This window comes from Massilia sp. SYSU DXS3249, assembly GCF_053668055.1.
The window spans coordinates 1-12,774 of the sequence record NZ_JBSIPX010000008.1 but is presented as its reverse complement, the minus strand read 5'-3'; the positions used below and the strand labels follow the sequence as shown (position 1 = coordinate 12,774).

Genomic DNA, 12,774 nt, shown 5'->3' with positions numbered 1-12,774 from the left:
GAGCGACAAGTGGAAAATACCTTCATCAAGCATGGTGTACTGGCTTTGATCCTGGCGGCCACCGCGGGCGGCGCGAGCGCCCACCGCGGCTGGATGCTGCCGACCTCGACCATCGTCGAGACCAAGGAAGCCTGGGTCACCATCGACGGCGCCGTCTCGGACGGCCTGTTCGAGATCAACCACGTGCCGCTGCGCATGGAAGGCGCGACCGTCACCGATCCGGACGGCAATACCGCCCCCGCCCCGGCCCCGGTGGTCGGCAAAATGCGCTCGAGCATCGACCTGCCGCTCCCAAAAGAAGGCACCTACCGCATCGCCCTCGTCAGCAACAACGTGATGGGCAGCTACAAGGTCGGCAACGAGGTCAAGCGTTTCCGCGGCAGCGAAGCCAATTTCGCCAAGGAAGTGCCGGCCGGCGCCACCGAGGTACGCAAGGCGATCACCCATGCGCGCATCGAAACCTTCGTCACGGCCCATGAGCCGAGCGACGGCGCCCTGAAGCCGACCGGCGTCGGTCTGGAAATGGTGCCGCTGACCCACCCGAACGAGCTGCACGCCGGCGAAACCATGCGCGTGCGCTTCCAGCTCGACGGCAAGCCGATGCCGAACCTGCCCTTCAGCCTGGTGCCGGGCGGCGTCAAGTACCGCGGCGTCAACGGCGAGATCCGCCTCACCACCGACGCCAAGGGCGAAGCCAGCTTCAAGCTCCCGGCCGCGAACATGTACTGGATGAACGCGACCTGGCCGGCCAATGCCGGCAAGGGCCCCGGCCCCGACGCCGGCCCGCCGGAATCGCGCCGCTACGCCTACACGGCCACGCTCGAAGTGCTGCCTGAATAAAAGCGGGTATCCGGGCGCGCTTCAGGCGCGTCCTTTCTTTTATGCGCAACGTCCTCGTCCCCCTCGACATCGATCCCACGCTGCCGCCTGCCGGCAGCGTGCTGACCGATGCCGCCGGTTCGACCATGGGCACCAGCTGGTCGGCGCGCATGATGGTGCCGCCCGGGGTGCGCAGCCGCCTGGACGAACAGCTGCAGCGCGAGCTCGACGGCATCGTGGCCGAGATGAGCCACTGGGAGCCGGAGTCGACCCTGGGCCGCTACAACCGCGCCCCGGCCGGCAGCTGGCACGCGCTGCCGCCGCGCTTCGTGGAAGTACTGGACTACGCGCTGGCGGTGGCCGGCGTGAGCGGCGGCGCCTACGATCCGTTCGCCGGCGCGCTGGTCAACCTGTGGGGCTTCGGCCCAAGCGGGCGCCATGACCAGCCGGGCTACACGCCGCCCTCCGATGAGGCCGTGGAAGAGGCGCTCGCCCTGCGCGCCGCCCGCCACCCGCAGTTCGACCGCAACAGTGCCCGCCTGCTGCAGCCGGGCGGCCTGCAGCTCGACCTGTCCTCGATCGCCAAGGGTTATGCCGTCGACCGGCTGGCCTGGTGCCTGGAGCAGCACGGCGTACGCCATTACGTGGCCGAGATCGGCGGAGAACTGCGCGGCGCCGGCCTCAAGGCCGACGGCCAGCCCTGGTGGGTGGAGCTGGAAAGCGTGCCGGATCACGACACCGAGGCCACCGTGGCCGCCCTGCACGGCCTGGCGATCGCCACCTCGGGCGACTACCGGCGCCAATTTGCCATCGGAGACACCATCGCCTCGCACACCATCGACCCGCGCAGCGGCCGCCCGATCGCCAACGAAGTCGCCTCCTGCACCGTCCTGCACGCGAGCTGCATGGCGGCCGACGCCCTGTCCACCGCCATCACCGTGCTCGGCCCCGATGCCGGCCTCGCCTTTGCCGAGGAACGCGGCCTGGCAAGCCGCCTGCTGCTGCGCGGTGCAGGCCGGCTGGAAGAAGTGACCACCAGCGCATACCGCGCCATGCTCCAATGATGACCATCGATCCCGTGCGCTGGGGCAGTGCCCTCGCCCTCCTGCTGGCCTACGGCGGCATGTGCGCGGCCATGCTGCGCCGTCCGAAGGCCGTCGCCGCCGCTGGCGAGGCCGACTGGCTCGTCGTCTACGCCAGCCAGACCGGCAATGCCGAATACCTGGCCCGGCAGACGGCCGCGACGCTCACCACCGGCGGCCTGTCGGCGCGCGCACTGTGCATCTCCGCGCTCGACGCCGCCACGCTCGCCGGCGCCACCCGCGCGCTGTTCATCGCCAGCACCTATGGCGAGGGCGATTCGCCCGACACGGCGGCCCGCTTTGCCGGGGTGACGATGGCCGCCGACGCCGACCTCTCCCGGCTGCACTACGGCGTGCTGGCCCTGGGCGACAGCAGCTACGCCAACTACTGCGGCTTCGGCCGCGCCCTCGACGGCTGGCTGCGCGCACGGGGCGCCACGCCCCTGTTCGAACGCATCGACGTCGACCGCGGCAACCCGGACGCGATCTCCGCCTGGCAGCACCAGCTCAGCCACCTGGCCGGCACCAGCGACGCCCCCGACTGGGAAGCGCCCGCCTACGGCGACTGGCGCATCCTCGAGCGCACCCTGATGAACCCGGGCAGCGCCGGCGGCCCGCTCTACCGCATCGTCCTGCAGCCGGCCGATGATGTTCTGCCCGACTGGGAAGCGGGCGACCTGGTGCAGGTCAGCGCGCCGGCCGATCCGGCGCTGCCGCGCGAGTACTCGATCGCGTCGGTATTAAGTGAAGGCGGCATCGTCCTCTTCGTCCGGCTGCAGCGCCATGCCGACGGCAGCCCTGGCGCCGCCTCGGGCTGGCTGTGCCTGGGCGCCGGGGTCGGCGACACCGTCGCCCTGCGCGTGCGTCCGCATGCCCGCTTCCGCCTGGGCGACAATGCACGGCGTCCCCTCATCCTGGTCGGCAACGGCAGCGGCCTGGCCGGCCTGCGCGCCCACCTGAAGGCACGCATCGACGCCGGCGTCCACGATCACTGGCTGGTGTTTGGCGAACGCCATGCCGCACACGACTTCCTCTGCCGCGACGAGCTCGAAACCTGGGCTGGCGCCGGCAAGCTGGCGCGCCTCGACCTCGCCTTCTCGCGCGATGGCACGCAGCCACGCTATGTGCAGCACGTGCTGGCCGAACAGGGCGAGCAGGTGCGCGCCTGGGTCGCGCGCGGTGCAGCCATCTATGTCTGCGGCAGCCTGCAGGGCATGGCCGCCGGCGTGCACGAGGCGCTGGCCGCGGCGCTGGGGGCGGAAGCCCTCGACGAACTGGCGGCACAGGGACGCTACCGGCGCGACGTGTATTGAAGATCGGCCGCATGCTGCAGCGCCCGGTGACTGCCGGCCCGGCTTCGCCTAGAATGGCCCCGTTCACTCCTCTTTTCGGCTCTCCTTGAAGATATCGATCGGCCTGCGCCTGTTTGCCTCCGTCCTGCTCGCCATCCTGGCGGTGACGGCCAGCGCCGTCTTCCTGCTGCGCCAGAATGTGCTGGAAAGCTTCAGCGTGTATGCCACCGGGATCGAACTCGACCGGCTGGAAGAACTGAACACGGGTCTCGCGCGGCGTTACGCTCGGCACGGCGGCTGGGGTTTCATTCCCGGCGAGGACAGGCGCGGATGGATCGCGGCGGAACTGGGGCGGCTGCAGGGCGAACGCGAGGCGCGGGCGCATGCGCCGCCTCCGCCGGCGCCCGCCGCTGCTCCTCGCGCAGTGCCGCCGGCCCCATCGGTCAAGGCGGTTCCCCCCGTCCCCGCCCTGCCCGCTCTTCCCGCCACGCCGGCCCCGCCCGCTCCGCCTGCGCCGCCCCTGCCGCCGCTGCCGCCTCCCGCGCCCGCCGCTGCCGATGCCGGCGCTGCGCCCAGCCTCCAGCAGCGCGTGACCCTGCTCGACGCGCAAGGCGCCTGGCTGGCCGGCCCCCAGCCCGGCACCCTGCCGCTGGCGCGCCGCGACATCCTCGTCGGCGGAAAGACCGTCGGCTACCTGGCGGTGGCGCCCACTGCCCGGCCGACCGATGCGCTGGCCTATGCCTTCCTGGAGCAATTGAAAGCCAGCCTGTGGCCGATCGCCATCGCCGGCGTCCTCCTGAGCGCGCTGGCGGCGACGATGCTGGCGGCCCACTTCCGGCGTCCGATCGGGCGCCTGGCCGATGGCGCCCGCGCGCTGGCCGAGGGCCGCTTCGAGACTCGCCTGCCTGAGGACCGCAGCGACGAGCTGGGCGAACTGGCGGGCCATTTCAACATGCTGGCCGGGCGCCTGGCGAGTACCGAGGCGGCGCGCCGCCAGTGGGTGGCCGACACCTCGCACGAGCTGCGCACGCCGCTGGCCGTGCTGCGCGCCCAGCTGGAGGCGGTGCAGGACGGCGTGCGCAGCGCCGATCCGGTCCACGTGGAAGCGATGCTGCGCCAGGTGCTGGCGCTGAACAAGCTGATCGACGAACTGTACGCGCTGGCGCGCGCCGACATCCATGCGCTCGAACTGCGCCGCGAGCCGCTCGACCTGTGGCTGCTCGCCACCCAGGAGGCGCAGGCCTTCGGCGAGCGCCTGGCCGCGGCCGGGCTGGCGCTGGAGCTCGGGGCGGCGCCCGAACACGCCATCGTCCAGGCCGACCCTCACCGCCTGCGCCAGGTGCTGCGCAACCTGTTCGAGAACAGCCTGCGCTACACGTCGGCCGGCGGGCGGATCCAGCTGTCGGCGGCGATCGACGGCGGCTGGCTGCACCTGGCCATCGACGACAGCGCGCCCGGCGTGCCCGATGCCGCCCTGCCGCGCCTGGGCGAGCGTTTCTACCGCGTCGATGCCTCGCGCAGCCGTGCGGGCGGCGGCGCCGGGCTCGGGCTGGCCCTGTGCCTGCGCCTGACCGAGGCGCAAGGAGGAAGGCTGGCCTTCGCGCATTCGCCGCTGGGCGGACTGCGGGCGACGCTCTCGTTCGAACTGGACCTTCCATGAGCGCAGCCATCTACATTGTCGAGGACGAGCCGGAACTGGCGTCACTCGTGGCCGACTATGTCCGCGCCGGCGGCTACGCACCCACCGTGTTCGCCGACGGCGCCGAGGCGCTGGCCGCGATCCGCGCCGCAGTGCCGGCCCTGGTCGTGCTCGACCTGATGCTGCCGGGGCTGGACGGCATCGCGCTGTGCCGCGCCGTGCGCGCCTTTTCCGAGGTGCCGATCGTGATGGTGACGGCGCGGGTCGAGGAAATCGACCGCCTGCTGGGCCTGGACACGGGCGCCGACGACTACCTGTGCAAACCGTTCAGCCCGCGCGAACTGATGGCGCGCATCCGGGCGATCCTGCGGCGCGCGCGGCCTGCGCTGTCCAGCATCGCCATCGACGACGCCAGCCGCCGCGCCACCATCCACGGCCGCCTGCTGGAACTGACGCCGAGCGAGTTCGGGCTGCTGGCGGCGCTGGCCAGGCGGCCCGGCCAGGTGTTCTCGCGCGCGCAGTTGCTGGAGCTGGTCCGCCAGGACAACCTGGAGGCGACCGACCGCGCCATCGACAGCCACATCAAGAACCTGCGCCGCAAGATCGATGCCGCGGCGCCGGGACTGGAGCCGATCCATTCGATCTACGGGGTCGGCTACCGCTTCGAAGGCTGAGAGCGCACGACGGCGGATGCTTCCTGCTCCGGCGCCAGGAAGCGGGTCGACGGCCGGCCATCGGCATTGTGCTGCACGATGCGCACCGGCCGCCCCTGGGCGTCGAGCCACACCTGGCCGATGCCGGCGCCGTTCCAGACGCGCTCGCCATGCTGGCGCCGGTCGGGCAGGTAGGGCGTGAGGGCGAGATCGCGGCGCTGGGTGAACCAGTTCAGCGGCGAGCGCGGAGAGTACAGCCAGCGATTGAGGCGATCGAGCCAGTGGAGCAGGCGGCGCGGGAATTCGTTCTTGATGCCGCTGCTGGTGATCTGCCAGACATGGGGCATGCGGTCGGACTCCCGTACCTCGACATCGTAGGCGAAGGAGTAGTGCACGTCGCCCGACAGGACCACGTAATTGGCTGGGGTGCGCGTATGGCGGAAGATGTTAAGCATGCTGCTGGCCGCGCCGCGATGCGCCATCCAGTTCTCGGCGTCGACGGTCAGGGCCAGGCCGGCGAAGGTGGCCACCCTTTGCACCACCTCGATCAGCTTGACCCCGAACATGGGCGTCGGCGAGACGATGACGGCCGCCGTTTCGTCCAGCAGCTCGTGCTGCAGTTCGCACAGCGACTCCCAATCCATCAGGCCCGACGGATGGCCGGGCCGGCGCCGGTTGCGCCAGCGCCGCGTGCGGGTATCGAGCACGATGATCGTGGGCGTCGTCCGGACGATGAAGTCCCACTGGCGGAAGGACAGCAGGCGCTTGATCAGCGCGTCCTGCCTCGGTGCGTCCAGCCGGTCATCTGGAGCAGCCGTGGCAGCCAGCGCCGCCAGCTCGTCCAGCGCCGTCTGGAACACATCGGGACGGTTGCCCCAGCCCTGGCACAGCATGTAGGCGATCAGCGCATTGCCCACGATGCGGCGGGCGAATGGGTGCTCGTACACCGTGCGTTCCCACTTGGCCGACAGGTTCCAGTCGTCGGTGATGTCGTGGTCGTCGAAGATCATCAGGGTCTGCACGTGCGCCAGCAGCCGCGCGGCCTGGGGAAGGTCGCGGCGAAAGCCTGCCAGCAGCGCCGACTCGCGCCGCCAGCGTTCCGCATGCCGGGGCTCCAACGGGGGCGCGGGCGCATCCGCGACCAGCTGCCATGGCACGGGCGACCAGGCCAGCAGGTACATGGCCATCACCTCGGCCAGGGTCACCAGGTGGTTGTGCGCATTGGCCGTGGTGAAGATCGGCTTTTCGCTGCCGCCGAAAAAGCGGTCGCGCAGCGCCTCATTGGATTTGAACGCAGGCAGCAGCTCTTCGCGCCGGTAGTAACCGGCCGGATGGCGGTACAGCGCCTCGCTGTCGGCGACCACCGCACCTTCGAGGCATTCGCCATACAGGCCCAGGCGGCGGATCAGCGCGTGGACCGCCGCCAGCATCGGACCCGCCACATCGTCGGCATACACCTGGTCGCCGCACAGCATGAGCATGGCGGGCCGCTCGTCGGCCCGGTCAATGTGATCGGCCAGCAAGGCGTCGGCGCGCGCCAGGCCGTCGCGCGCGGGATGATGCGGCTTGCGGCAGGAGCCGAACAGGATATTGTCGCTGCGGCTGCGCAGCACCAGGTTCGGCCGCGCAGCGCCGGCATGCAGCAGGTGCGGCGCCCACTGCGCGATGCCGGCCTCCCTGCCATCGCCCTGGTTGACGAGCAGGTCGTACTCGATGACCGTGTCCTGCGGCAGGGGTTCGGGCAGCGCGACGTCGATCAGGTGGACGCAGGCGTGGCGGCCGACGCGTACCACGCGGCAGCGGCGCGCATCCAAAGCCAGGCGCAGGGGTGCGCCTTCCGCAGCTACCTTAGGTGCCAGCACCAGGCTCAGGTCGAGCGGCGCGCTGCCGACCAGCCATAGCACCAGGCGGCCCGGCTCGAGGCGGCGCAGGATGGGGCCGGCGAGCACGGGCGGCAGGCCCTCGGGGACAGGTGTCTGGATCAATCGGGTGCACTATGCTGGTGTGATGAACGGATCAGTGTAGCAGACACGGCGAACGGCCCGGGCACGCACACGGCGCATCGGCGCGACGACCGGCAAGCGCCATGGCTTCGCCGTCCAGCCTCCATTTTTCCTCCACATTTCGCAGGCACGATGGCTCCCGTGGCGTGCCGCCCCGTGCGCGCCGAACCGGAAGGAGAACTCCATGACCCCACGCATCCTCGTCCTCGTTGCCATGTTCTGCGCCGCCGGCGCCGCCGGTGCTGCCGAAGCGGCAGTCCGTATCGATTGCAAGCCGGCAAAGAGCGGCCCCTGCGCCGCGCCGCCCGCCCCGCCCGCGCCACCTGCCCCGCCCGCCGCCCCGGCGCCGCCCGCACCGCCGAGCCTGCATGGTAGGACGCATGCCCTGGCGCCGCTGCCCCCGGTGCCGGCCGTGCCGGCGGCCCCCGCCCTGCCCGCGCTTCCACCGGCGCCGCCCGCACCGCCGGCCCTGCCCGAGATCCCCGAGCAGGCCCACGCCGCCTGCGCCGCCAAAGCCAACGGCAGCAGCGTCACCGTCCAGCTGGGGCCGCGCGAAACGATGAGCGGAGTGTGCGAACGCGTGGCCGGCCGCATGGTGTTCCAGCTGCGCAGCTACCGGCTCGACGACTGAAGAGCCTGGCGCAGCCGAAGCGAACGGCGTCCTGTTGGCAAAATGATTAGAATCGGCTCATCGGTTTTACATCGTGCGGGGTGCTTATGTTCGACATGGATCTGGCCTGGTGGGAATTCGTCGTTCGCGGCGGCGTCGTCTACCTGGCGCTGCTGCTGATGGTGCGCCTGTCGGGCCGGCGCACGGTCGGCCAGTTCACGCCCTTCGACCTGCTCGTCATGCTGCTGCTGTCGGAGGCGGTCTCGAATTCCCTGTCCGGCGGCGACGATTCGCTGGGCGGCGGCCTGATCATCGCGGCCACGCTGATCCTGCTGAACACCCTGGTCGCCTTGCTGTCGACGCACAGCCGGCGCATGTCGGTCATGCTCGACGGCACGGCGGTGCTGATCGGGCGCGACGGCAAGTTCTTCGACAAGGTGGTCAAGCGCTGCCGCATCACCGAATCCGACCTCGAACAGTCACTGCGCGCGGCCGATTGCAAGCGCGAGGACATGCAATGCGCCTTCCTGGAGGCGGACGGCGAGATCACCATCCAGCAAAAGAAATAAACGGTTTGCCGGTGCCGCCTCGGCCCTGGCGGCCATATGATTCAGCCGGGGAAGGCGGGCATGAAAAACCGTATCATGTCCACGCCCCGCCGCCGTATCTCTTCCGTCATTCAACTTCTTCCCGCACAGATTTCTCAGCGGCTGCTGCCCATCCGTATCGTGTGTTGATGCTCTTCCTGACGTGCTAAGTTTTTAAGCAGCGTCACGCCGTGGCGCGCATTGGATTCTTTCCTAATCAGGAGGTATGCCATGAAACACCGTTTATCCACCCTGGCGCTCGTGGCCGCGCTTGCCACTGCGGCGCTCGCGCCCGCGGCAGTCCAGGCCCAGGCCGAGGGCGCTTTCACCCGGGCCGTGGCCAGCGGCCAGCTCGAAGCCCCGCCCAACGCCTCGCCCGGCTCGAGCATCGCGACCTTCGAATTCGACGGCAACATCATGCGCGCCGAAGTGCCCTTCCGCGACCTGCTGGCCGGCAGCACGATGGCCCACATCCACTGCTGCACCATGGACGCCTTCACCGGCACTGCGCCGATCGCCATTCCCTTCCCCGACTTTCCGCTGGAGGCGCGGGGCGGCAGCTACAGCCACGCCTTCGACCTGAGCGACGCCTCCACCTACGACCCGAGCTTCCTCGCAGCCTTCGGCGGCACGCCGGCCTCGGCCAGCGCGGCGCTGCTGGACGCCATCGGCGACAACACGGCCTACCTGAACATCCATACCACGCAGTTCCCGGCCGGCGAAATCCGCGGCTTCCTGGTGGCGGCGCCGATTCCCGAACCGGCGACCTGGGGCATGCTCGGGTTGGGCCTGGCGGGGCTGGGGATGATGGCGCGGCGGCGGGCGAAATGGGGGACGGGTAGCGCGGGCCCGGCGATTTGTTGAGTTCAGGCAGTAGGGGCGTGCGACGCTCTCAAACGCGTGGAGTCAGGACTCCACCCTACGAATCGCGCCAGACGTAGGGTGTGAGGGGGGCGCCGAGCCTCCTGACTCCACGCGTTCGCTGACTATGTGCCGACGCAGGCTTCCCGCTCGGCCAGCATCGCCGCCCACGCAGGAACCGCCGCCGCCCAGAAGCCGGCCACCGAACCCGGCCGCTCGAGCGGCAGCCCGAGGAAGCGCACAGCCGCCAGCAAGGCCTCGACGGCCGCCGCTTCATCGCCGGGCAGCACCGCCAGCGCCCCGGTCTGCTTCGACAGTTTTTCGCCATTGGCATTGCGCACGACCGGCACGTGCAGGTAGCGCGGCGTCGGCACGCCGAGCAGGCGCTGCAGGTAGATCTGGCGCGCGGTCGAATCGATCAGGTCGGCGCCGCGCACGACGTCGGTGACGCCCTGTTCGGCATCGTCGACGACGACCGCCAGCTGGTAGGCCCAATAACCATCGGCACGCTTGAGGACGAAGTCGCCCGACTCGCTGGCCAGGCGCTGGGTCAGCGTGCCCATGAAGCGGTCGGTAAAGGTAATGGTGTCGCCGCCTTCGTCGGGCACGCGCAGGCGCAGGCTGCGCATCGAGCGCCCCGGCGCCAGGCCGGGCCGGCAGGTGCCGGGATAGATGGCCGCGCCGTCCGGGCCGACGCCCAGGCGCGAATCGTTGATCTCGCGGCGGTTGCAGCCGCAGGCATAGGCGTGTTGGCCGAGTCGCTCGGCCGCCGCGGCGTACAGCTCCTTGCGCCGGCTTTGCCAGACCACTTCGCGGTCCGAATCCATGCCGAGCGACTGCAGCAGCCCGAGGATGGCCTCGTCGGCGCCGGCCACGCTGCGCCCCTCGTCGATGTCCTCGATACGCACCAGCCACTCGCCGCGATGCGCGCGCGCGTCGAGGTAACTGGCGACCGCGGCCACCAGCGAACCCGCATGCAGGGGTCCGGTTGGCGATGGTGCAAAGCGTCCGATGTAAGGCTTGCTCACGTTCTGTGCGGATGAATTCGAGGGGCAACACGATACCACAGGCCAGGCCCACATGACCGTGCCGGCACCTGGGCATCCGGCGGCGAACGGACGGCGGCTGCCGTGAAGCTCAGCGCGCCCCTTTCATGGACGTTCCCTTCCAGCCATCCTTCGCTTCGTAATCCTTGATCAGGCGCGTCACCTGTTTGCCGACCTCGTTCGGTACCGCCATCGACAGCTGGTAATGGACGATCTCGAAGGTCTTGCCCTTGCGGCGCAGCACACCGCTGGCCTGGCAAATGCCCATCTTCGTGTCGAGCAGTTCGTCGAACCAGATGATGTTCTTGTCTTCGGAATACGCGATGTGGCGCTTGATCGGCTTGAAGGCCCAGGCCGACTTGCGCTTGAAATGCGGTTTCGCCCAGGCCTTGAATTCGTTGCGGCGCCAGCGCTCGGTCTTGTCGGTGCCGATGTAGACGCCATCCTTGGCGATCTTGTCGAAGTACACCGCCCGCGAGTTCGCCGCGTCGGAGTGCCAGCGGTCGACGAAGGCGTTCACCTGCCGCTTGAGCGCGGGATCGGCATGCGCCGCAAGCGAACAGAGCAGCATGCAACAGGCAAGGAGCAATCGTTTCATGGGCGCGCAGCGAGGTGGCTGAAAAATCCGATTGTACACAGCCATATGTAACTAAATGTACAGCATGACAAATTTAACCAATTGTCGTGTACATTTGGCAACAACGCTTGCCCCTTCCTTTTTCTGCAAACTTATTTGCTGCCGACTATGCGCCCACTCGTTGCCTGCATGCTCTGCCTTGCCCTGGGGGCAACCCGCGCCGAACCGGCACCCGAGCCTCCAGCCGCGCCACGGCCTGCCGCCCTCGACGAAGTGCCCACGGCCGCCCTGCCGCTGCGCGCACGGCTCGACCGCGACGCCATCCGCGCCGCCATCGCAGACCTGCCTGCCGAACAGGATCCGAACCCGCGCCGCCGCGCAGCCGACACCCTCGGCGCCGCGCCCTACCAGGAGTTCTCGCAGGACTTCGCCCGCGCCAGGCTGCCGGTCTGCCTGCATGCCGACGGCCTGCGCAACCAGCCGACTTTCTTCCTCAGCGGCTGGATTGCCCTGCCCTTCGTGGCGGTCGCGAAGCTGCGCGGGGTCTGCCGCTAGCGGGGGCGCCAGGCGTCAGCGATGCAGGTCGCCGGCACGCTCCGGCTGGTAGACGATGTCGCGCACCGTTACTTCGAAACGTCCGCCGTCGGGACGGGTCCAGGCGATGGTCTCGCCCACCTTCAGTCCCAGCAGCGCATTGCCCACGGGCGTGAGCACCGACAGCTTGTCGGGCGCGCCATCGACATCCTTCGGGTAGGCCAGCGACATGTCGAACTCCTCGCTCGCATGGTCCAGCACGAAGCGTACGCGCGAATTCATCGTCACGACATCGGCCGGCATGTCCTCCGGCTCGACCAGGTCGGCCCGCGCCAGTTCCTCCATCAGGTTGTCGCGTGTGCCGGCCTGGGCGGCGGGCAGCGAATCGAGCAGGGCTTCCAGACGCTCCATGTCGAGCGAGGATACGACGATAGGTGGTCTCATGTTTGACTCCAATAGTGTGGCTGCATGCTGCAGCCGAAAGAAAGAAAATGCGCCTGCCAGCGGCAGGGCAAGGTCGATACGGTGGAGGTGGCTCGGGAGGAGGGGTGGCGCGGGGCCGGCCGGGGTTTCCTCACCGAGCCCGGGAGAGCCAGGCGAGGTCTCGCGCGCGCAGGCGCACGGCGCGTGCAGCCACTGCGCAAATCGGGGACAGGAAGCGTTGCATGGCAACGCGATGCGCGGACGTGCGTCGACCTCCCTCGTTCAGGGACGAACCAAAGCGCTGGCAATAGCTCGATGGATCCATGGGCGTCTGCGAATCGTTAATGTAGATACCGTCTTCCTCGTCAAGCCTTACATGGCGAAAGTCGGGTCATAAGGTTTCCCCGTATGGATCACGCCGAAGCACAGGTGCGCCAGTTTGCGCATGCAGGCGCCGATCACGGCCATCATGGGTTTTCCCTTGGCGAGCAGGCGCTCGCCAAGGGCCTTGATGTGTGGGTTGCACTGTCGTGCCGTTACCGCTGGCATGTAGAGCAGTTTGCGCAAGTGCGCAGGCCCTGCCTTTGACATGCGCGGGCGTCCATGCACCGACGATCCCGATTCCCACTGGACCGGCACCAGCCCCAG

At 69.3% G+C, this 12,774-nt stretch carries 14 protein-coding genes; 9 read left to right on the top strand and 5 right to left on the bottom strand.

Going from position 1 to position 12,774, the window contains the following annotated elements; translation table 11 throughout:
* Window positions 1–9: 9 nt before the first annotated feature.
* From ACWCIA_RS11290 to ACWCIA_RS11270, 5 genes are all read left to right on the top strand, one after another.
* A complete protein-coding gene (locus ACWCIA_RS11290) occupies window positions 10–840 on the top strand; it encodes a DUF4198 domain-containing protein (protein WP_454163312.1) in 831 nt (276 codons plus the stop codon).
* A 41-nt stretch (window positions 841–881) separates the two neighbouring features.
* Window positions 882–1,883 (top strand): FAD:protein FMN transferase, encoded by a 1,002-nt coding sequence (locus ACWCIA_RS11285; protein ID WP_454163310.1) that lies wholly within the window; start codon window positions 882–884, stop codon window positions 1,881–1,883.
* Complete coding sequence (locus ACWCIA_RS11280) at window positions 1,883–3,214, top strand: sulfite reductase subunit alpha (protein WP_454163309.1); 1,332 nt, start codon at window positions 1,883–1,885, stop codon at window positions 3,212–3,214. Before ACWCIA_RS11285 ends, ACWCIA_RS11280 begins: the two co-directional genes overlap by 1 nt.
* Before the next feature lie 85 nt (window positions 3,215–3,299).
* Entirely contained in the window at window positions 3,300–4,853 is a 1,554-nt protein-coding gene (locus ACWCIA_RS11275; protein ID WP_454163308.1) for an ATP-binding protein, read from the top strand.
* Window positions 4,850–5,506, top strand: a complete 657-nt coding sequence (locus tag ACWCIA_RS11270) for a response regulator (RefSeq protein WP_454163306.1) — start codon at window positions 4,850–4,852, stop codon at window positions 5,504–5,506. Before ACWCIA_RS11275 ends, ACWCIA_RS11270 begins: the two co-directional genes overlap by 4 nt.
* On the opposite strand, the gene ACWCIA_RS11265 is transcribed toward ACWCIA_RS11270, so the two are convergent.
* On the bottom strand, window positions 5,488–7,434 hold the full coding sequence (locus ACWCIA_RS11265; protein WP_454163575.1) for an alkaline phosphatase family protein: 1,947 nt from the start codon (window positions 7,432–7,434) through the stop codon (window positions 5,488–5,490). The genes ACWCIA_RS11270 and ACWCIA_RS11265 overlap by 19 nt on opposite strands.
* Before the next feature lie 238 nt (window positions 7,435–7,672).
* Between ACWCIA_RS11265 and ACWCIA_RS11260 the strand changes: the two genes are divergently transcribed.
* From ACWCIA_RS11260 to ACWCIA_RS11250, 3 genes are all read left to right on the top strand, one after another.
* Window positions 7,673–8,119 carry a hypothetical protein gene (locus ACWCIA_RS11260; protein WP_454163304.1) on the top strand — a complete coding sequence of 149 codons (447 nt, stop codon included), beginning with the start codon at window positions 7,673–7,675 and terminating at the stop codon, window positions 8,117–8,119.
* Window positions 8,120–8,205: 86 nt separating this feature from the next.
* Window positions 8,206–8,667 carry a DUF421 domain-containing protein gene (locus ACWCIA_RS11255; RefSeq protein ID WP_454163303.1) on the top strand — a complete coding sequence of 154 codons (462 nt, stop codon included), beginning with the start codon at window positions 8,206–8,208 and terminating at the stop codon, window positions 8,665–8,667.
* Between the two features lie 249 nt (window positions 8,668–8,916).
* Window positions 8,917–9,549, top strand: a complete 633-nt coding sequence (locus ACWCIA_RS11250) for a CHRD domain-containing protein (RefSeq protein ID WP_454163301.1) — start codon at window positions 8,917–8,919, stop codon at window positions 9,547–9,549.
* Window positions 9,550–9,671: 122 nt separating this feature from the next.
* On the opposite strand, the gene gluQRS is transcribed toward ACWCIA_RS11250, so the two are convergent.
* Window positions 9,672–10,574: a tRNA glutamyl-Q(34) synthetase GluQRS gene (gene gluQRS / locus ACWCIA_RS11245; RefSeq protein WP_454163299.1), complete on the bottom strand. Its 903-nt coding sequence runs from the start codon at window positions 10,572–10,574 to the stop codon at window positions 9,672–9,674.
* A gap of 109 nt (window positions 10,575–10,683) precedes the next feature.
* Window positions 10,684–11,190 carry a nuclear transport factor 2 family protein gene (locus ACWCIA_RS11240; protein WP_454163297.1) on the bottom strand — a complete coding sequence of 169 codons (507 nt, stop codon included), beginning with the start codon at window positions 11,188–11,190 and terminating at the stop codon, window positions 10,684–10,686.
* 147 nt (window positions 11,191–11,337) lie between these two features.
* Between ACWCIA_RS11240 and ACWCIA_RS11235 the strand changes: the two genes are divergently transcribed.
* Window positions 11,338–11,724: a hypothetical protein gene (locus tag ACWCIA_RS11235; protein ID WP_454163296.1), complete on the top strand. Its 387-nt coding sequence runs from the start codon at window positions 11,338–11,340 to the stop codon at window positions 11,722–11,724.
* 15 nt (window positions 11,725–11,739) lie between these two features.
* Here the strand turns inward: ACWCIA_RS11235 and rnk are convergent, their stop codons facing one another.
* Window positions 11,740–12,147, bottom strand: a complete 408-nt coding sequence (gene rnk, locus ACWCIA_RS11230; protein WP_454163294.1) for a nucleoside diphosphate kinase regulator — start codon at window positions 12,145–12,147, stop codon at window positions 11,740–11,742.
* 351 nt (window positions 12,148–12,498) lie between these two features.
* Window positions 12,499–12,774: transposase (locus tag ACWCIA_RS11225; protein WP_454163292.1), on the bottom strand; the 276-nt coding region annotated here is incomplete at its 5' end.